General features: G+C 63.7%; 20 protein-coding genes and 3 pseudogenes. 9 read left to right on the top strand and 14 right to left on the bottom strand.

The window, feature by feature from the left end:
• Positions 1–45 precede the first annotated feature (45 nt).
• The 5 genes from MUU54_RS00185 to MUU54_RS00205 form a co-directional block, all read right to left on the bottom strand.
• A complete protein-coding gene (locus tag MUU54_RS00185; protein WP_247242015.1) occupies positions 46–1,452 on the bottom strand; it encodes an ATP-binding protein in 1,407 nt (468 codons plus the stop codon).
• A 5-nt stretch (positions 1,453–1,457) separates the two neighbouring features.
• Positions 1,458–2,129, bottom strand: coding sequence for a response regulator transcription factor (locus MUU54_RS00190; protein WP_247242016.1), 672 nt, complete (start codon positions 2,127–2,129; stop codon positions 1,458–1,460).
• A gap of 43 nt (positions 2,130–2,172) precedes the next feature.
• Positions 2,173–2,433 (bottom strand): hypothetical protein, encoded by a 261-nt coding sequence (locus tag MUU54_RS00195; RefSeq protein ID WP_376742026.1) that lies wholly within the window; start codon positions 2,431–2,433, stop codon positions 2,173–2,175.
• Positions 2,434–2,476: 43 nt separating this feature from the next.
• Entirely contained in the window at positions 2,477–2,767 is a 291-nt protein-coding gene (locus MUU54_RS00200) for a hypothetical protein (protein WP_247242017.1), read from the bottom strand.
• A gap of 120 nt (positions 2,768–2,887) precedes the next feature.
• Complete coding sequence (locus MUU54_RS00205; RefSeq protein WP_247242381.1) at positions 2,888–3,262, bottom strand: phage tail tube protein; 375 nt, start codon at positions 3,260–3,262, stop codon at positions 2,888–2,890.
• Between the two features lie 123 nt (positions 3,263–3,385).
• On the opposite strand from MUU54_RS00205, the gene MUU54_RS00210 reads away from it, so the two are divergent.
• A complete protein-coding gene (locus MUU54_RS00210) occupies positions 3,386–4,612 on the top strand; it encodes an MFS transporter (RefSeq protein WP_247242018.1) in 1,227 nt (408 codons plus the stop codon).
• On the opposite strand, the gene MUU54_RS00215 is transcribed toward MUU54_RS00210, so the two are convergent.
• The 3 genes from MUU54_RS00215 to MUU54_RS00225 form a co-directional block, all read right to left on the bottom strand.
• Complete coding sequence (locus tag MUU54_RS00215) at positions 4,593–4,988, bottom strand: DUF3168 domain-containing protein (protein ID WP_247242019.1); 396 nt, start codon at positions 4,986–4,988, stop codon at positions 4,593–4,595. The genes MUU54_RS00210 and MUU54_RS00215 overlap by 20 nt on opposite strands.
• Positions 4,985–5,191 (bottom strand): phage head closure protein, encoded by a 207-nt coding sequence (locus MUU54_RS00220; protein ID WP_376742036.1) that lies wholly within the window; start codon positions 5,189–5,191, stop codon positions 4,985–4,987. The genes MUU54_RS00215 and MUU54_RS00220 overlap by 4 nt, the downstream gene beginning before the upstream one ends.
• A gap of 267 nt (positions 5,192–5,458) precedes the next feature.
• Complete coding sequence (locus MUU54_RS00225) at positions 5,459–5,653, bottom strand: DUF6107 family protein (RefSeq protein WP_247242020.1); 195 nt, start codon at positions 5,651–5,653, stop codon at positions 5,459–5,461.
• A 490-nt stretch (positions 5,654–6,143) separates the two neighbouring features.
• Here MUU54_RS00225 and MUU54_RS00230 point away from each other — a divergent pair, with 490 nt between their 5' ends.
• On the top strand, positions 6,144–6,794 hold the full coding sequence (locus MUU54_RS00230; RefSeq protein ID WP_435532473.1) for a phosphatase PAP2 family protein: 651 nt from the start codon (positions 6,144–6,146) through the stop codon (positions 6,792–6,794).
• On the opposite strand, the pseudogene MUU54_RS25175 reads toward MUU54_RS00230, so the two are convergent.
• From MUU54_RS25175 to MUU54_RS00245, 4 genes and pseudogenes are all read right to left on the bottom strand, one after another.
• Positions 6,778–7,835 (bottom strand): annotated as a pseudogene (locus tag MUU54_RS25175) (phage portal protein); the annotation flags it as partial. The gene MUU54_RS00230 and the pseudogene MUU54_RS25175 sit on opposite strands and share 17 nt — an antisense overlap.
• A gap of 188 nt (positions 7,836–8,023) precedes the next feature.
• Positions 8,024–8,677, bottom strand: a complete 654-nt coding sequence (locus MUU54_RS00240) for a hypothetical protein (RefSeq protein WP_247242022.1) — start codon at positions 8,675–8,677, stop codon at positions 8,024–8,026.
• Positions 8,644–8,928: an HVO_A0114 family putative DNA-binding protein gene (locus MUU54_RS25240; RefSeq protein ID WP_494338231.1), complete on the bottom strand. Its 285-nt coding sequence runs from the start codon at positions 8,926–8,928 to the stop codon at positions 8,644–8,646. Before MUU54_RS25240 ends, MUU54_RS00240 begins: the two co-directional genes overlap by 34 nt.
• Before the next feature lie 3 nt (positions 8,929–8,931).
• Positions 8,932–9,150 (bottom strand): HVO_A0114 family putative DNA-binding protein, encoded by a 219-nt coding sequence (locus MUU54_RS00245; protein ID WP_247242023.1) that lies wholly within the window; start codon positions 9,148–9,150, stop codon positions 8,932–8,934.
• A gap of 213 nt (positions 9,151–9,363) precedes the next feature.
• Between MUU54_RS00245 and MUU54_RS00250 the strand changes: the two genes are divergently transcribed.
• The gene (locus MUU54_RS00250; RefSeq protein ID WP_247242024.1) at positions 9,364–9,504 is read left to right on the top strand and encodes a hypothetical protein; all 141 of its coding nucleotides are present in this window, start codon (positions 9,364–9,366) and stop codon (positions 9,502–9,504) included.
• A 9-nt stretch (positions 9,505–9,513) separates the two neighbouring features.
• Here MUU54_RS00250 and MUU54_RS00255 read toward each other — a convergent pair.
• Positions 9,514–9,696, bottom strand: a pseudogene (locus MUU54_RS00255) (DNA-packaging protein); the annotation flags it as partial.
• A 10-nt stretch (positions 9,697–9,706) separates the two neighbouring features.
• On the opposite strand from MUU54_RS00255, the gene MUU54_RS00260 reads away from it, so the two are divergent.
• A complete protein-coding gene (locus tag MUU54_RS00260; RefSeq protein ID WP_247242025.1) occupies positions 9,707–9,850 on the top strand; it encodes a hypothetical protein in 144 nt (47 codons plus the stop codon).
• Positions 9,851–10,451: 601 nt separating this feature from the next.
• Positions 10,452–11,528, top strand: a pseudogene (locus MUU54_RS00265) (methyl-accepting chemotaxis protein); the annotation flags it as partial.
• Between the two features lie 117 nt (positions 11,529–11,645).
• Here MUU54_RS00265 and MUU54_RS00270 read toward each other — a convergent pair.
• Entirely contained in the window at positions 11,646–12,065 is a 420-nt protein-coding gene (locus MUU54_RS00270) for a hypothetical protein (protein ID WP_247242026.1), read from the bottom strand.
• A 49-nt stretch (positions 12,066–12,114) separates the two neighbouring features.
• On the opposite strand from MUU54_RS00270, the gene MUU54_RS00275 reads away from it, so the two are divergent.
• From MUU54_RS00275 to MUU54_RS00290, 4 genes are read left to right on the top strand one after another with little or no spacing between them, the layout of a single operon-like run.
• Positions 12,115–12,636 (top strand): (2Fe-2S)-binding protein, encoded by a 522-nt coding sequence (locus MUU54_RS00275; RefSeq protein WP_247242027.1) that lies wholly within the window; start codon positions 12,115–12,117, stop codon positions 12,634–12,636.
• Positions 12,633–13,649, top strand: coding sequence for an FAD binding domain-containing protein (locus MUU54_RS00280; protein ID WP_247242028.1), 1,017 nt, complete (start codon positions 12,633–12,635; stop codon positions 13,647–13,649). Before MUU54_RS00275 ends, MUU54_RS00280 begins: the two co-directional genes overlap by 4 nt.
• Before the next feature lie 11 nt (positions 13,650–13,660).
• Positions 13,661–15,913: a xanthine dehydrogenase family protein molybdopterin-binding subunit gene (locus MUU54_RS00285; RefSeq protein ID WP_247242029.1), complete on the top strand. Its 2,253-nt coding sequence runs from the start codon at positions 13,661–13,663 to the stop codon at positions 15,911–15,913.
• Complete coding sequence (locus MUU54_RS00290) at positions 15,910–17,052, top strand: catalase family protein (protein WP_247242030.1); 1,143 nt, start codon at positions 15,910–15,912, stop codon at positions 17,050–17,052. The genes MUU54_RS00285 and MUU54_RS00290 overlap by 4 nt, the downstream gene beginning before the upstream one ends.
• Positions 17,053–17,406 lie beyond the last annotated feature (354 nt).

The raw sequence follows: 17,406 nt of genomic DNA on the forward strand, positions 1-17,406 counted from the left end.
GTTCCAGCGTGGCATCATTATGGCGATATGGCGCGTTTGCCGCCGTCAGGCAACATCCCTGCTGACCGAAGGCAGAACAAGCACAGCGCGAAGCCCGCCCCGGATGCCGCGCACCAGCCGGAAGCCGCCCTGATATTCTCCTGCAATCTCCCGGACGATGGAAAGGCCAAGACCTGCGCCCGGCCTACTTTCGTCGAGCCTCCGGCCGCGTTTCATCGCTTCGTCCGCCTGTCCGGGATCGAGGCCCGGACCGTCATCCTCCACGGCAATCTCAAGCCAGGTCCGACGGGCGCCGTCGCCCGTTTCTCCCGTTGGGGCTTCCGCCGTCGCAACGGCACTGAGCCAGACGCCGGTGCGGCAGAAGCGGGCGGCATTTTCCAGAAGGTTTCCAACAGTCTCCTCGACGTCCTGCTGTTCCATGGCAAGTACCGCTCCGGGCTCCACCTGAAGGTTAAAATCCTTGTCTGGATTGAGCCTGCGCATCACCCGGATCAGACGTTCCAGAACCGGCTCCACGTCACTGCGAACGAGCACCGACTCCCGTTGGGCTGCAATGCGGGCACGGTTGAGATAGGACTGCACCTGAGCCTGCATCGCTTCGGCCTGGGAGCGCACCAGATCCTGATGCGCAGGCTCCAGCGTGCGCGCCTCGTTGATCAGCACGGCAAGTGGCGTCTTCAGGGAATGGGCGAGATTGCCGACCTGCATGCGCGCGCGGTCGACGATGCGGCGATTGCTCTCGATCAGCGCATTGACCTCGTTGACCAGCGGCATGATCTCGCGCGGGAAGTCACCCTCCAGCCTTTCCGCCTCGCCCTGCCGGATCTTGCCGAGCGCCCTGCGCGCCCGGTCGAGCGGCCGAAGCCCGAACAGGATGGCCCCGCCGTTGACGATCAGACTGCCGACGCCAAAGATGACGAGGGCAACATAGAGGCTGCGGTCGAAGGCGCGGATATCCTCCTCCATCGCATCGAGATTGCCGGCAACGCGAAAACGGGCAGCGCGACCTTCTGAATCGAGAACCACCTCCGTCTCCGCCACCAGCACGTTGTTCCCGAACGCATCCGTCAGCGGATAAAAGCGCTCGTAGCGGTTGTTGAAGGGGACGTTGAGAATGGATGGCACGGCGATCTTGGAAACGCCGAGCGAGGAGGAGGAAAGCGGGGCTGCGGCAAAGGTGCCGAGCGGCTCAATGATCCAGTACCAACCGGTTTCTGGTTGCGAATAACGCAGGTCGCCCAGCTGCGGATTGCCGACGAGACTGTTGTTCTCGCCGATCGAGACCGAATTGATGACGTTGTAGAGCTGCGCCCGCAAAAGATCGGTGAAGGCTCGCTCGGCGGACTGCCGGTAAAGCGCCGAGATCACCAGCGCGATCACCACCAGCGCCAGTCCCGACCAGAGCGTGGCTAGCAACAGCACTCGCGCGGTGAGCGACCTGGGGCCAACCATCGGCGTCAGGCGGCGTCGGCGGGGGCTTGCATCCTGTAGCCCAGGCCACGGACGGTCTCGATCAGGTCGACACCGAGCTTCTTGCGCAGCCGTCCGACAAAGACCTCGATCGTATTGGAATCCCGGTCGAAGTCCTGGTCATACATGTGCTCCACCAGTTCCGTACGCGACACCACCTCGCCCATGTGGTGCATCAGGTAGGACAGCAGCCGGAATTCGTGCGAGGTGAGCTTCAGCGGCGTGCCATCAACGGTCGCCTTGGATGCCTTGGTGTCGAGCCGGACCGGCCCGCAGACGATCTCGGATGAGGAATGCCCCGCCGCGCGGCGGATCAGGGCCCGCACCCGCGCCAGAACCTCCTCCACATGGAAGGGCTTGGCGACATAGTCGTCGGCGCCGGCATCGATGCCGGCCACCTTGTCGCTCCAGCGGTCGCGCGCCGTCAGCATCAAGACCGGCATGCCCTTGCCTTCCGCCCGCCACTTCTCCACGACGGTGATGCCATCGATCACCGGCAGACCGATATCGAGGATCACCGCGTCATAGGGTTCGGTCTCGCCGAGGTAATGCCCCTCTTCGCCGTCGAACGCCTGATCGACGACGTAGCCAGCCTCTTTCAGGGCATCGGCAAGCTGGCGATTGAGATTGGCGTCGTCTTCGACCACGAGAATGCGCATGATCCGTCCCACCCTTGCGGCGGTCGCAAGACCGCCGTCCTTCCTACATCGGCACCCGCACCGTTACCTTGCGCGGCCGCTCATTGCCACTGCCTTGTACGAGGACGGTGACGACGCAGGTCTGGCCATCGGCGGACGGTTGTGCGGAAAGCAGCTGCCCGCCCGTCTCGCTGACGACGCGGGACGCAGCGGAGCCGCAATCGGCCGCGGCCAGGATGAGGTAGTTCTCCGCTACCGCCGGTTCGGCGGCAGCCAGACCGGCAAAACCGGCGATGATCATCGCTGTGAGCGGCAGTCTCGCCATGTGCAACTTCGTCCATCTTCCGAGCGGATCGAACAGATCCAAATCATGTGATGGAGTATGTAATCAGCAACGCCTGAATGGCAAATGAATGGGGGCGGTGCTTTTCGACCCCCGCTTCTTGCAGGTTCAACGTGCAATTGGGCTGCTCGCCGAGATGCGTCCATAGATCGACACGGCACCGCCCACGACGCCGGCGATGGGCAATGGCAAGGTCCGCAATGTCGTTCCGACGTCCGGCGCGAGTTCCAAGCCTGTGGCCTTCGCCAGCGAGGCGCCACCGCCACCAGAGCACCCACACCGTCTTTGACTGGTACCACTGTTTCGTCGCATCCATTGTCATGCTCCTTTGCTTAAAGTGAAATCACGGCGGTCGCCGCCAGGCCAGCGGCACGGCCCGACCGATCTGCCGGACACGGATTGCCAATGTCGTCTGGGGCGGTGTCCGCCACTCAGTTCAGGCTGCGCCCGCGCTCGTCGGTGGTGAGCCCCAAGGGGAACCACCGCCTCGTCGAGCAGCACCACCGGGGAACCGGCCGCGGAGCCCGCCACCATCGCGTCCTCGTTTCCGGCCAATCCGAGCAGCAGTCGATGTCAACCGGCAGCGATCATGCGCCACCTCCTCCGCTTCAGCAAAGCTGATGATCTCCCACGTGCCGCTGCTCGAATGCACGGCTAGAAGCTCACGCCAGCGCTCGGCGCTTTCTGCGTCCGTCACGTCCACCGTTTCGGCATTGAAGGCCAGCCGCCGCGAGCGCAGGCCCGCCACCGTCACGTAGCTTGGGCCATTGCCGATCTTCAGCAGCAGAGCCTTGCCCTTCTGCGCCACCATGATCATCCCTTCTTCCAAGACCAGCTGCCGCCGGTTGGCGGCCATCGTCAGAAATCGCGCTTTCGCCGCAGCCCGCTTGCTGCTACCGGTTGAGACGCCTTCCGCATCCTTCATCAGGCAATCATGGTCTTCCTCACCAGACGCTCCGCACAGACCATCGCCGTGCTTGCCGTCACCCAACTCACCGGCTGGGGCACGTCATTCGAGGTGCTGGGCGTCATGGGCCGCATCATCGCGCCCGAGCTTCGCCTGCCGAACGAGGTGATCTTCGGCGGCCTCACCGTGATGATGATCGTCAGCGCCCTTGCCGGCCCGAAGGTCGGCCGCCTGCTGGAGCGTCATGGCGCTGCCCGAGTCCTAGCACTTGGCGCCACCGCCTTCGCCGTCGGCCTCGCCTTTCTCGCCGTCAGCACCAATGGCGCCGTCTACATGCTCGCCTGGATCGTCATCGGCCTCGGCGGCGCGTTCGGCCTCTCGGCGCCCGCCTATACCGCCGTGGTAGAACGCGAGGGCCCGGATGCCCGGCGCATCATCGCAATCCTGATGCTGTTTACCGGTCTCTTGGTCACCATCTTATGGCCGCTTCTGGCGCTGGTGAACGATCTTGTCGGCTGGCGCCTCACCTTTGCCGCCTGTGCCGCCCTGCAGCTCTTCGTCTGCGTGCCGCTCTATCTCTTTGCGCTGCCGAAACCTGTGGCTGCCACCGCGGAAGGGCAGCAGCAGGCGCAGCTGCCACCCGTTGCGCTGACGGATGGAGAACGGAGACGAGCTTTCCTCCTCGTCGCCTGCGCCATCACCATCAGCTCTTTCGTCACCTTCGGCCTGGCACCGGCGCTCCTCGCCCTCCTGCAGCAGGCGGGGGCGACGCCGGAATTGGCACTGCAGCTTGCCGCCGCGCGCGGCGTCTTCGGCATTTCCGCCCGTTTCGTTGATATGGTTTTCGGTCAGCGCGGCAGCCCCCTCGTCACCGCCTCGGCCGGCTCGCTGCTGATCATCACCGGCCTGACGCTGCTGCTCTTGATGCCGGGCTCGACCGCCGGGCTCTGGCTCTTTATGATCCTCTACGGCTTCGGCTCCGGTGTCTTTGCGGTTGCCCGCGCCGTCTTGCCGCTGGCGCTGTTTTCGCCGCGCGAATTCGGCCTGCATTCGGCGCGTCTCTCCCTGCCGCAGAACCTTGCGAATGCCGCCGCGCCAGTCATCTTCACGGCCTTCCTCGACCGCCTCGGCTATCAGTCCGCCGTTGTTTTCGCCAGCGGCCTTGCCTGCGTCACGCTCCTCGCGATCGTCCTGCTGGTCCGGCTCGTCCGCCGGGCGCAGGTTCGCGTGCCGCTCACTCCGTCACCTCCCTGAACCGCAGTCCAGTCGTGAAATAGCCCATCCTCGCCTGTCGCCGCGTCCTTGTACGCTCATGCGCAAGACTCACCAGAACCTGGCCGTCCAGCACCAGTGCTGCATCCTGCAGCAAAGCCCGAACCCATCCCGAAATCTCCTCCGCCTCCCGCCGCCCGGGGCTACGACCACACCTCAGCGTCAGCGGGTGCTCTTCCCCGGCCTCCGTCGCCGTCGAATAGTCCCGCGTCTCCATTCCGCCCACCACGATGCAGGGCAGCACCGGGCGTGGCAGCAGCCGGTCGAGAATGCCACCCGCGCCGATCAGTGCCGCAAGTGTCGCATCTCCCGACAGCCGTGCATGGATCGCCGCCAGCAGCGCATTGGCCGCGCTCATCGTGCCGCCTCCTCGCAGTGGCAGACTAGGTAGCGTCCGGTCTCGTCCGGGTCGCGCACCGGCTTCACCGCAAACAGCCGTGCGCCCTTTCGGAAACGCTGTCCGACGGCCATGCGGTCACGAAGCGCGATCCAGATGCGGTGCGAGATGACACCCGTCTCGGCAGACGCTTCCTCGCCGATTGTCGTCGAAACCGGCTCGATCCGCGCCCAGAGAGACGCCGTGGGGAGCCGGCGACGGTTTCACCGCCCTGTACGTCAGGAGAAAGGTCGCCACCATCAGAGCCTCCGCATCCGGTAGGGCGCGATCCGACGCTCATAGCCGCCGGAAATGCCGGCCGGCTGAGGATCTAGCCCGACCGCTTGCCCCGTCGCTCCGCCACGGCACCATCTCGGCAAGCACCCACAAGGCCATCAGGCTTGCTGCCGCAGATCCCGACAGCGAAAGCTCCAGCCCCGTCAGGTCGCCGACTATCTCCAGCCGCCCGGCAACCATAGCACGGCCTGCTTGCCGAAGATCAAGCCGCAGCAGAGCCCGGTGAAGAAGCAGCTCGCCGCTTCGCGTCGGCTCTTCGGCAGCAGGTAGATGAGCGACACGCCCGCGCCAGCCGCCGCCCCGGCCGCCTTCGCCGCCAGCACGCCAACCTCGTTGCCAAGGTCGGCCATTGTTAATCTGTCTTGATTAGAATGGAATCATAGATGGGGCGTGTGGGATAATGCCCTCGGACCAATTATCGAGGCCTGCGAGTCGCTTAGCCGCGCCGGCTCACATCAAGATTGCGCTCTTTCAAGTAGAAGATGAACACGGCCGGCCGCCCCCCCTGCATCCTCGATCCCTGCTCTTCATCCACAGCGACTGTCATACAGCTTAAATCGCCATTGGTTTATCTGTGTCGAAAGCAGTTGGAGGGCATGAATGACATACGTCTTGATATCCGAGCAGGCGCGGCGCGGAACGTTCGTGGAGAAACCTCTCCTCTTGGCCGCTCTCTTCACCTCAACGGTTTCCCTCGTTTTCCTCACCTTCCCGCAGATCGATATCGCGTTCAGCGATCTCTTCTATGTCGAAGGCCTTGGCTTTACTGCCGACAAAGTCGAGGCGCTGCAGACCTTCCGCGCCATCGGCCAGTATTTCCCGCTGACGCTCTCGATCGTCATGCTCGTCGGGCTGATCCTGAAACTGAGCTACCCCTCGCGGCCCTGCCTGTTTCCGCCCCGCTTCGCCGTCTATTTCGCCAGCCTCTTTCTCCTGGGGCCCGGGCTCCTGGTAAACGGCATCCTGAAGCCCCTGATCGACCGCCCGCGTCCGCGCCACGTGCTCGAGTTCGGCGGCGCGAAAGACTTCCTGCCGGTCTGGACCATGGGTGGAGAGTTCTACGACGATCGCTCCTTTGTTTCCGGCGAAGCCGCCGTCGTCGTGTGCCTCATTCCGCTTGCCCTGTTCGTGCCCGCGGTGTGGCGGCGCTGCGTCTTCGTGCTGCTCTCCATCTTCGCCGCCGGCATTTCGCTCAACCGCATCGCATTTGGGGCGCATTTCCTGTCGGACGTGCTGATCGCCGCCGGCCTCATGGGCATGCTTTCGATCGGCCTCTGGTATCTGATCTATGCCCGCCCGGGCGGGCAGTCCTGCGAGATTAAGCTTGATGCCGAACTCAGCCGGATCGGCTTTGCCCTCCAGCGCCAGCGGGGAACCGCGGTTAGGGGCGTCCGAGGCGGCTTCGCGCAGGCGCTCTCCACGCTCCCGCCGATAAGCGCCTCCTTAAAGCCGAAGGTCCGGAGATCCGCCAGCCGCCCGTCCGAGGCTTGAGCCCTTGATAGCCAACCGCCTGGCGCTTTTCCTCATCGGTCAGGAAATCTGCCGCGCCGAAACGGGCCCAGAGCGCGTCCCGCTCCGCCGAAAGGCCGGCGAGCTGATCGAGATCCGACGCCAGCCGCAGCGCCTCGCCATAGGCGTCCGGCAGCCAGGCGGAAAGGCTCGCCGCCGTCCGGGTCAGAAGCGGCACCACCGTCAGCCGGTAGAAGGCGCGGTTGGCCTCTTGGTAGTTCGAATAGGTATTGTCGCCTGGAATGCCGATCAGCATCGGCGGCACGCCGAGCGACAGCGCAATATCGCGAGCGGCGGCGTTCTTTGCTTCGATGAAGTCCATGTCCTTCGGCGAAAAACCCATCGCCTTCCAGTCGAGCCCTTCTTCGAGCAGCAGCGGCCGCTCGTCATCCACCGCCCCGGCGTACCCGCTTCCGAGCTCCGCCTTCAGCCGCTCGTACTGGTCGGCGGCAATCTGTCGGCCTTCCTTCGGCTGCTAGACCAGCGCAGCGGAAGGGCGCGCCGAATTGTCGAGCAGCGCCTTGTTCCACTCGCCTGCGGCATTGTGCAGGTCGAGCGCCGCACCAGCGGCGGAAAGTCCAGATGATCGTCCAGTGGATGGAGAACAGCTTCAGGTGCAGCAGCGGGAGCCCTCTCCCTGCCCGCCTCCGCCGGCAGCCGCCGCGTGACATTGCCTGCACGGTAGTCGTAGCCGGTGACCCAGCCGTCGCGGCTCTCCACGACGCTCATCCGGTCGGGACGCAGCAGATGCAGCTCGCGCAAGGCTTCGCCCAGCATCAGCGGCTCGATATAGGCAATGTCGGCAAGCATCAGGTGCCCGTAGAGCGCCTCGAAGAAGTCCGGCCCACTCTGGCACGCGTTCGGTTGGGCGAGCAGCGTCAGCGCCGGATGCTGGCTCACCTCCGCCTCGCCGTCATAGGCCAACCAGGGCACCGAGGCCGCCGCCTCCGCCACCAGCCGCAGGGCGCGGTGCGCCACCGGGTTCTTCATGAGCCCAGCCCGCGCCAGCCCGCCATAGGAGCGTCCGGATCAGTGGGCGATCCCGTCGCCGGCCACGATCGCAAAGCCACCGCCCATCCCCTTTGCCTCGCCCGCGTTCGTGCCGCCCGTCTCGGGCTGCGGCAGCCGATATCCTGCGCGGGTCTGCACCCACGGCAAAAAAATGGAGATTTCATTCCTTTGCGTTTCTTAAAGGCGCGAAGGGCGCGCCGTCACTCGATCCGGACCGATTTGCGCGTGCCATCGGTGGCCGTATTGCCGGCCTGCTCCTCCAGGATCCGCGTGATGCGCTTTTTCTCGCGCCGCGAGCGGATCTGGCGTGCCGTCACCAGTTCGGCATCGAGCAGCTTCTGCTTGCCCTTAGCGCGCACGGCGAAGGAGCGTTCCGCCGCCGCCAGTTGGTCGTGCCAGGTATAGATCCCGACCGCCGTCACCGAGAGGTGCTGCAGCCCGTCGATCAGCGCCTTCGGGCCATCGTGGTGCATCGCCGCGGTCACCAGTTCCTCGAAAGTGCCGAGATCAAGATATTCTCCGCTCGACAGCGGTCCCTGGAAAAGCTCGCTTCGCGGATCCCGGTCCTGCCGGCTCACCCGGTCGATGTCGCTCAGCGAGCACACCACCACCCGGTCCGGAAATGTCAGCCTGAGGACGACCGCCTGGATGAAGACGATCTCCGGGCTCATATTGGTCAGGATGCAGCGCGAGGTGATTGCATGCCCGCCACCGCGAGTGATCAGGATCTTCGGCCGCAGCCGGTGCCGGTAGCTGCTGTAGAACAGCTGCAGGTACAGCACCCACACGCCCAACATGGCAAAGCTTGAAAGCGCGGAGACTACCCCGCTGTTTTCGATGATCCACGCCCACATGAAGCCACCTCGCCGGTCTGATGCAGGCCCGGAACCACGGCAAGGCGCCTCAGGTTCCTGCCGGCATCGCCGGCGATCTGTCGCAGGCGCGCGTTGGAGGGGCTACGACGCCTACGCTGCCTGCGTATGTCCATTTCAGCGATGATACGGTCCCAGCAGACGAAGATCTGCCCCGTATCGGTTCGATCGATCAGTCCCGTATCGAGAGGTGCCGCGACATCGGCATGAACGCCGCGGTAGTCGCGATGCAAGATCTACGACAGATTGCGGATGGAGGTCGGCCCTTGCACCTTCAGTGCCCGCAGCAACCGCCACCGGTTCGGCGTCAGCACCTTGAGGAGAAGGTCCATGCTCTCAAAGGCAATCTCGGCCTCCGTGCCTTCGCTGTCACCGCGATCGATCCTCTGCGCTGCCTCGGCCGGCATTGGAAGAAGTTGGCCGTATCCGACACACGAAGCCGAAACTTCCTTCATCTTCTCCTCTCCCGCTCCACATCCCGTTCAACGGCCTGTCGATGGCACCGGATGTCATGGCGAATGATCCCTCTGCAGAAAAGATGCGGTTTCAATCGGTTTAGAAAAACTAAATCGTTTTAAGCTTTTAGAGGCTGATTTACATTTCCTTCACACTGTGGAACCAAGGCACCGACAGGACGTTTTGCCCGGCCTTTTGTGACAGGAGTGATCATGACGATGTACCCGCAAGTCCCGGCCCCGCAGCCGAACCAGCCCATTCCGCAGCACGTCCTGGAGCGCCTCGAATCCGAATGGCGCCAGATGCGCGACAGTGCTCCGCGGCCTGCCCGACCGCTTCCTGCCGCCGAATAGGCTTCTGCCTCAGATCCCCCTGATCCTGGTTTCCCCCTGCTCGTCGATCAGGAGCGCCGTCAGCGCCCAGACCAGTGCATCCAGCCGGTCGGGCGATCGGCCCGGCGACAGGCCGTCAGGGCAGAAATCACACATCTGATACTCCAGCGCGACAAACCTCTCCGCATGCGCCACCCGGCGCTGTTCGTACACAATCAGCGACATGGCGTCCGTCGCCGCCGTGATGTCGGCGGCGGGCAACCTTGCCCACCGCCTCGTCGCCCGCTGCAAGCAACCCTTCGGCCGCAATCCCCATCTCGCGGAAGCTCTCGAACTGCCGGCGCATCTCGACTGTCATCTCGTTTAAGAACCGGCGCAGTTCTTCCGCGGTCGAAGGCTCTTCGCCGTCGGCCGACTTCGTCCCCAGCACGACCGCACACGTCCTCCACCAGCGGATCATCCTCGGTTCAGGCCGCGTGATAAGCGGGCCAGCTTGCCAGCAGCCGAACAAGGCGAAGTCCACCGCCATCGGATCGATGGTAGCACGGATTGATCGGCAGTAGCCATCCAGATCCTCGCACGCACCGCTCCCGGAGAAGCCGGAGCTGCGGCGGTATTATGCTGCGTCTGAACGAAAAAAGGCCCGGCGCAGGGGGCCGGACCAACTTTGACTGGAAAGTCTATAAACCGGCTCGCCGCCGGCTACAGATCTTCGATTGTGCCTGTACACTATCAGAGCACCGTCACCCAGTCAAGGATTATTTTCCTATCACAGCGAAGTTACCGGCTACAGCACTCCGCGGTGCCCTAATGGCCAGTCGAGCAGCCGGCATTTCAGCTTGAGTTTTAAACATTTGAGCATTTTACGATCCTGGGCGATAACTCGCACTCGGGCACTTCCGCCCTTTTCTCCACGCCAAGGATCACCCGCGCATCTTCAAAATATTTGCATCCAATTCGATCAGATTCTCGGCACACTCGACCTTTCGATGGCAATCATCGATTTTGAACCCGATGGCGCGATCGTCAAGGGAAACAAGACCTTCTGCTACCTGATGGGCTATCCGGCAAAAAAGATTATCGGCAAGAAGCACCGCATGTTCCTCGTCCGCGATTAAGCGGATTCGGCCGAATATGTCGCCTTCTGGGGGAGGCTGCAGAAGGGCTAATTCATCTGCAACAATTTCACGCGCATCGCCAAGAACGGCACCGAGATCTATATCCGCGGCAACTACAACCCGATCAAGAACAGCTCCGGCAAAGTCCTGAGGACCGTAAAATTTGCCAACGACTTTACGAGATCCGCTCGGCGGCCGATGATCTGTCGCGCCGCACCGAGCAGCAGGCGGCCTCCATCGAGGAACCCGCTGCAGCGCTCGGGGAAATCACCATCACCGTCAAGGACTCCAGCCGCCGGGCGGAAGATTCCGGTCGCCTCGTCAGTCGCGCCAAGGATCACGCCGATCATTCCGGCCAGATCATTCGCGAAGCAATCACGGCCATGGACAAGATCGACCAGTCATCGAAGAAAATTTCTTCGATCCTCGGCGTCATCGACGAAATTACCTTCCAGACGAACCTTCTGGCGCTCAACGCAGGCGTGGAAGCTGCCCGAGCAGGCGAAGCCGGCAAGGGCTTTGCAGTCGTCGCTCGGGAAGTGCGCGAGCTTGCAAGCGTTCTGCTGCCGCTGCCAAGGACATCAAGACCCTGATTCGCAGCTTCGGGTACCATGTCGCGAGCGGCGTATCGCTGGTCAGCAAAGCCGGTGAAGTCCTGCAGGAAATCGCGGGCCAGGTCCAGGACATCAACAAGGATATCCTCGCCATTATCGAAGCTGCCCGCGAGCAGTCGACTGCACTTGGCGAGATCCACCAGGTGATCAACTCGCTCGACCAGGGTACGCAGAAGAACGCTGCCATGGTCGAGGAACAGACGGCGGCAGCCATGGCCTTGCGGAGGAAGCCAAAGCTCTCTTCCAGCTGCTCGAACAGTTCCGCTTCGACGACGCCGCACCCGCGCGCAGCACCGCCCGCCGAGCCGCCTGATAAGCACCCACCGAACTAGAAACGGCCGCTCCGCCAGCCGGGGCGGCCATTTCGTGTCTGCTGATCCTATTGCTGCGTCTCTCGGTTTTGCCGCCTGCGGACACAGGTACTTGAGGCCTAGCGGCGCTCCCGTTCCCGCTCGCGCTCGCGCTTTCGGCGCTCTTCCTGCGGCTGCGAGACCATCATCTTCTTGGCGTCCACGCCGGCCATCTCGTCCATGACCAGCAGGGCCAGCAGGAAAATTGAAACGGCCGCCATCCAGAACCCGGTCCATCCGCCGACCCTCAAGCCGGTCGCGATCGCGAGCTGAAAACCGATAAAGGTCAAGGCGCAGAAAAGAATCTGACTCAATCGAAGCATGTCGGTCACCTGGATCGTGAGGGTGATGACCAAAAACACTATACTAAAGTCTAAGTTCCCTTGTAAATCCCCAGTCGCGATTTCCGCGCGCCCCGGCACCGGCGCCCCCGCCTGCCGAGGCACATCGGTACGTGAGGCCCACGGCAACAGGCGGATCACGATCACCTTCCGGAACAATCCCCCCCTGCCTCCGTTAGTCGGCCACACTCTTTCAAAGGGCTCTTCCATGGACATCACGACGGCAGACCGGCAGCCGAAGAACCGCGTCGCGCTGACGATCAACGGTGATCGCCACGATCTCGAAATCCACCCTTGGGTCACGCTGCTCGACCTGTTGCGCGGACCGATGCAGCTGTCCGGCACCAAGAAGGGCTGCGACCACGGCCAGTGCGGCGCCTGCACCGTCCTGATCGATGGGGAGCGGATGAACTCCTGCCTGAAGTTTGCGGTCACGCTGGACGGGGCAGAGATCACCACGATCGAAGGGCTCGGCAGGCCGGAGAACATGCACCCGATGCAGAAGGCCTTCGTCGAGCATGACGCCTACCAGTGCGGCTACTGCACGCCTGGGCAGATCTGTTCCGCCGTCGGTCTCCTGAAGGAAGGGAAGGCTGGCACCCGCGAAGAAATCCGCGAAATGATGAGCGGCAATCTCTGTCGCTGCGGCGCTTACGTGAACATCGCTGACGCGATCGAGGACGTCATGGGACAGGAAGCCCGATGCGGCATCCGGGAGGCCGCCGAGTGAGGCACTTCTCCTATACCCGCGCCGAAACGCTTGGCCATGCCGTCGCGGCCCTTGCCGCCAATCCGCAAGCCCGCGTGCTTGCCGGCGGCACCAACCTCATCGACCTGATGAAGTACGATGTCGAGCATCCCGGCGCCATCGTCGACATCAACCGCCTGCCGTTGCGCGATATCGAGGAGCTGCCGAACGGCGGGCTGCGCATCGGCGCTCTCGTGTCCAACTCGGCCGTCGCCTATGACCCGCGGGTGGCAGAACGCTATCCTCTGCTTGCTAGCGCCATCCTCGCGGGCGCCTCGCCGCAGTTGCGCAATGCCGCCACCACCGGCGGCAACCTTCTGCAGCGCACCCGCTGCTATTACTTCTATGATCCCGCTACCCCATGCAACAAGCGCGAGCCGGGCTCCGGCTGCGGCGCGATCGGCGGCGTCAACCGCATTCACGCCATCCTCGGCGCCAGCGAGCACTGCATCGCGGTTCATCCGTCGGACATGTGCGTGGCACTTGCTGCCCTTTCCGCCACCGTAGAAGTCGAAGGTCCCGACGGGCGCCGCGACATCCCCTTTACCGACTTCCACCGGCTGCCGGGCGACCATCCGGAGCGGGACAATACAATGCATCAGGGCGAGATCGTCACCGCCATTCGCTTGGAGGGCAACCATTTCGCCCATCACCACAGCTATCTGAAGCTGCGCGACCGGCTGTCCTATGCCTTCGCGCTCATATCGGTCGCCGCCGCGCTGGACGTGAAGGATGGTCAGATCGTCGATATGCGCGTGGCGCTTGGCGGCGTCGCCCACAAGCCGTGGCGCGACACGCTGGCGGAAGCGGAATTTGCCGGGCAACCGGCCACTCGGGAAACATTCGCCACCGTCGCCGACCGCTTGCTGGCCGGGGCGCAAGGCCAGGGCGACAACGACTTCAAGGTCCCGATGGCCCACAAGGCGATCGTGCGAGCGCTGTCGCAGGCCGCCGCCGGCACGCCACAGATCCAGGCCGAGAAGCACGTGCGCTGAAGGAGACCCCCATGCTGAATGAAAAGAACATCTTCGGGTTTCCGCTGCCGCGCATCGACGGCCCGCTGAAGACAACCGGCACGGCTCCTTATGCCGCCGAATACCACGATCCAGGCATGCTCTTCGGCCATGCCTTCTACGCGACAATCGCGAGTGGCCGCATCGTGTCGATCGACACTGCGAAGGCGGAAGCCTATCCTGGCGTGGTCAAGGTCTATACCCACAAGAACCGGCCGGACACCGCGTCCTCCGACGACGCCTGGAAGGACGAGGTGGCCGTTCCCGGGCACCCGCTCCGGCCGCTCGAAAACGACCGCATCCTTTATGACGGCCAACCGATCGCGCTGGTGATTGCCGAAAGCTTCGAGGCCGCCCGCGATGCGGCCGACCTGATCCAGGTCGCATACGAGGCGGACGAGCCGCATACGAACATCGAGGTGGAGAAGGCGAAGAGCTATGTGCCGCCGGAAGCGCGCAAGGAGGCTTTCCTACCCACGGACCCCCGCGGCGACGCCGAAGGCGCCTACGAGGCCGCACCCTTCAAGATCGATGCCGAATATGTGCAGGAGGGCGAGCACCACAATCCGATGGAGCTCTTCGGCACCACCGTCATCCGCGGCGAAGATGGCTATCTCACCGTACACGACAAGACGCAAGGCTCGCAGAACAGCCACGACTATGTCTGCGGCATCTTCAAGCTGAAGCCGGAAACGGTGCGGGTCGTCAACGCCTACGTGGGCGGCGCCTTCGGTTCCGGCCTTCGTCCCAAGCACCAGCTCTTCTTCGCCGTGATGGCAAGCCTCGACCTCAAGCGTTCCGTCCGGGTCGAGATGAGCCGGCGCGAGATGTTCTACCTCACCTGGCGCCCGGCCACGGTCCAGCGCATGCAGGTTGCCGCCGATGCCGAAGGCCGGCTGATGTCGGTCCGCCACCATGCGGTGCAGGCGACCTCGCTCTACGAGGACTACCAGGAAAACGTCGTCAACTGGTCCGGCCTCGCCTACAAGTGCGATAACGTCAAGCTGTCCTACGAGCTCGCCAAGACGACCCTGTCGACGCCGGGCGACATGCGTGCACCGGGTGCCGCCACGGGCTTCCTGGCGCTGGAGTCGGCGATCGACGAGCTCGCCTACAAGGTCGGCATGGACCCCCTGGAATTCAGGGTGAAGAACTTCGTCACCTATGACCAGAACGACGACCTGAAGCTTACCTCCAAGGCACTTGATGCCTGCTATCGCGAAGGCGCGAAACGCTTCGGCTGGTCCAAGCGCTCGCAGGAACCCGGCTCCATGCGCGACGGCCACGACCTCGTCGGCTGGGGAACGGCAACCGGCGTCTGGGAGGCGACGCTTTCGCCGGCCGAAGCCAAGGTGCGGCTCTTCCCGGACGGCAAGATCACGGTCATGGCGGCGGCGTCGGATATCGGCACCGGTACCTATACGATCCTCGCGCAGATCGCCGCGCAGAACCTCGGCCAGACGGCCGATCGCGTCAGCGTGCTGATCGGCGATTCCACCATGCCCAAGACCGCTGTGGAGGGCGGATCCTGGACCGCGGCCTCCTCCGGCTCTGCCGTTCAGGCCGGCTGCCTCGAGGTGAAGAAGACCCTGCTGTCGCTTGCCCAGAAGATGGAGAACTCGCCGCTTGCCGGCGCCGAGGTCGAGGATCTCGCCATCCGTGACAACCGCCTCGTGCTCGACAAGAACGACCAGATGGGCTTGGCGATCGCCGATATCCTCGGCAGCAACGGCATGTCCTCCGTCGAAGGCCACGGCAAGATCGCGCCGGACGAGGAACAGGCGAAGGAATGGGTCAGCTACACTCACTCCGCCATCTTCGTCGAGGTGAAGATCGATGCCGAACTCGGCGTGCCGCGGGTGACGAAGATCGTAAGCGCCATTGCCGCCGGCAAGATCATCAACCCGAAGACGGCCCGCAGCCAGATCCTCGGCGGCGTCGTCATGGGGCTCGGCATGGCCATGCAGGAAGAAGGCATGATCGACCACCGCACCGGCCGGATCATGAACCACAATCTTGCGGAATATCACATTCCCGCCCATGCCGATGTGCAGGATATCGAGGTGATCTTCGTCGAGGAAGAGGACGACAAGGCAAGCCCGATCGGCGTCAAGGGCCTGGGCGAGATCGGCATTGTCGGTGTCGGCGCGGCCGTTGCCAACGCCATCTTCCATGCCACCGGCACCCGCCACCGGCATTTCCCCATCACCATCGACAAGATCATGGAAGGGCTTCCCGCACGATGATCAGCCGCCTTGCCTTCACCCCCGCCCCCTATTCGCCGGATGTCGAGGAACTCCAGCCCGACGAGGCGGAGACGAGCCGCAAGCTCGCCGAAACCATGGTCTCGATCTGCGAGAAGACTTACGAGGATTCCGGCCACGCCATCCGCGCCGTGCATGCCAAGAGCCACGGTCTGCTCGCCGCGACCTTCGAGGTGCTGGACGACCTGCCGCCGGAACTGGCGCAGGGTCTCTTTGCCAAGCCCGGCCGCTACGAGGCGGTGGTCCGGCTCTCGACGACGCCGGGCGACCTCCTGCATGACAGCGTCTCGACCCCGCGCGGCATGGCGCTGAAGGTGCTGAACGTGGAGGGTCCGCGCCTGCCCGGTTCGGCGCAATCGACCAGCCAGGACTTCATCATGGTCAACGGCAAGGAATTCAACTCGCCGTCCGGCAAGGCGTTTCTCAAGAACCTCAAGCTGCTTGCCGCCACCACCGACAAGGCGGAAGGCGCCAAGGAGGTCTTCTCCAAGGTGCTGAAGGGCATCGAAGGCGCACTTGAAAGCATCGGCAAGGAAAGTACGGCGATGAAGGCGATGGGCGGCAATCCGGAAACACACATCCTTGGCGAGAGCTTCTTTGCCCAGCTGCCACTGCGCTACGGCGACCATATCGCCAAGGTCGCCGTCGTGCCGGCGTCGCAGAACCTCAAGTCGCTGGCCGGGACGAAGGTCGACACCGGCGAAGACGCCGATGTCATTCGCCATGAGACGGAAGACTTCTTCGACCACGAGACCGCCGTCTGGCACCTGCAGGTCCAGCTCTGCCACGATCTGGAGACGATGCCGGTGGAGAGCACGGAAGCCTGGGACGAGACGAAGAGCCCCTTCATCACGGTGGCGACCATCACCGCCGGACCGCAGGAGGCGTGGAGCGAGGAGCTGTCGCGCGAAGTGGACGACGGCATGCATTTCAGCCCCTGGAACGGGCTTGCCGCCCACCAGCCGCTCGGCGCCATCATGCGCATGCGCAAGCTTTCCTACGAACGCTCCGCCGGCTTCCGCTCCGAGCGCAACGAGACGTCGGTGCAAGAGCCGGTGAGGTGTCCGTTTGGACGCACCGCAATCGGGCAAGCGGATCGCCTGTCAGGGCAACACGGATGAACCGATGGTGGCATCTCCGTGTGTCCGTCCACCACGGCGTTTGCGAACCGCGGTAGCGGCTGCCGCTGGCGCCGCGCCCGCAAGACAAAACGAAGGGCAGAGCCGGGGAATTGCCCGGTTTCAGTCCGAGCCCCGCATTCATCTCAAAGCGTATTGTGACTGACGCTTACACCTAGAAGGCGTCGCCCATCCGCAGACCATGACGCATTGATGATGGTGCTGTAGGGAATCGAATGGAATAGTCGTCGAAGAATTCCCGTCGTTGGGTACCTCGGGCCGTTTTCCCTGATCGAGTAGCTGCCCGCTACCCGTTTGGTGCCGTCTATATCAACGTGCGGATTGGCGCTGCTGAAG

Origin of the sequence: Pseudorhizobium tarimense (genome assembly GCF_022968135.1) — a bacterium.
GTDB lineage: Bacteria > Pseudomonadota > Alphaproteobacteria > Rhizobiales > Rhizobiaceae > Neorhizobium > Neorhizobium tarimense.

What these genes read in the sequence shown, in the direction of transcription:
- MUU54_RS00210 (WP_247242018.1), top strand. Translation starts at nt 3,386, where the DNA reads ATGGTCTTCCTCACCAGACGCTCCGCACAGACCATCGCCGTGCTTGCC.
- MUU54_RS00260 (WP_247242025.1), top strand. Translation starts at nt 9,707, where the DNA reads ATGGCGTCCGTCGCCGCCGTGATGTCGGCGGCGGGCAACCTTGCCCAC.
- MUU54_RS00225 (WP_247242020.1), bottom strand. Translation starts at nt 5,653, where the DNA reads ATGGCCGACCTTGGCAACGAGGTTGGCGTGCTGGCGGCGAAGGCGGCC.
- MUU54_RS00285 (WP_247242029.1), top strand. Translation starts at nt 13,661, where the DNA reads ATGCTGAATGAAAAGAACATCTTCGGGTTTCCGCTGCCGCGCATCGAC.
- MUU54_RS00250 (WP_247242024.1), top strand. Translation starts at nt 9,364, where the DNA reads ATGACGATGTACCCGCAAGTCCCGGCCCCGCAGCCGAACCAGCCCATT.
- MUU54_RS00290 (WP_247242030.1), top strand. Translation starts at nt 15,910, where the DNA reads ATGATCAGCCGCCTTGCCTTCACCCCCGCCCCCTATTCGCCGGATGTC.
- MUU54_RS00230 (WP_435532473.1), top strand. Translation starts at nt 6,144, where the DNA reads ATGCTCGTCGGGCTGATCCTGAAACTGAGCTACCCCTCGCGGCCCTGC.
- MUU54_RS00195 (WP_376742026.1), bottom strand. Translation starts at nt 2,433, where the DNA reads ATGGCGAGACTGCCGCTCACAGCGATGATCATCGCCGGTTTTGCCGGT.
- MUU54_RS00245 (WP_247242023.1), bottom strand. Translation starts at nt 9,150, where the DNA reads ATGAAGGAAGTTTCGGCTTCGTGTGTCGGATACGGCCAACTTCTTCCA.
- MUU54_RS00200 (WP_247242017.1), bottom strand. Translation starts at nt 2,767, where the DNA reads ATGGATGCGACGAAACAGTGGTACCAGTCAAAGACGGTGTGGGTGCTC.
- MUU54_RS00240 (WP_247242022.1), bottom strand. Translation starts at nt 8,677, where the DNA reads ATGTGGGCGTGGATCATCGAAAACAGCGGGGTAGTCTCCGCGCTTTCA.
- MUU54_RS00215 (WP_247242019.1), bottom strand. Translation starts at nt 4,988, where the DNA reads ATGAGCGCGGCCAATGCGCTGCTGGCGGCGATCCATGCACGGCTGTCG.
- MUU54_RS00190 (WP_247242016.1), bottom strand. Translation starts at nt 2,129, where the DNA reads ATGCGCATTCTCGTGGTCGAAGACGACGCCAATCTCAATCGCCAGCTT.
- MUU54_RS00275 (WP_247242027.1), top strand. Translation starts at nt 12,115, where the DNA reads ATGGACATCACGACGGCAGACCGGCAGCCGAAGAACCGCGTCGCGCTG.
- MUU54_RS00185 (WP_247242015.1), bottom strand. Translation starts at nt 1,452, where the DNA reads ATGGTTGGCCCCAGGTCGCTCACCGCGCGAGTGCTGTTGCTAGCCACG.
- MUU54_RS00205 (WP_247242381.1), bottom strand. Translation starts at nt 3,262, where the DNA reads ATGGTGGCGCAGAAGGGCAAGGCTCTGCTGCTGAAGATCGGCAATGGC.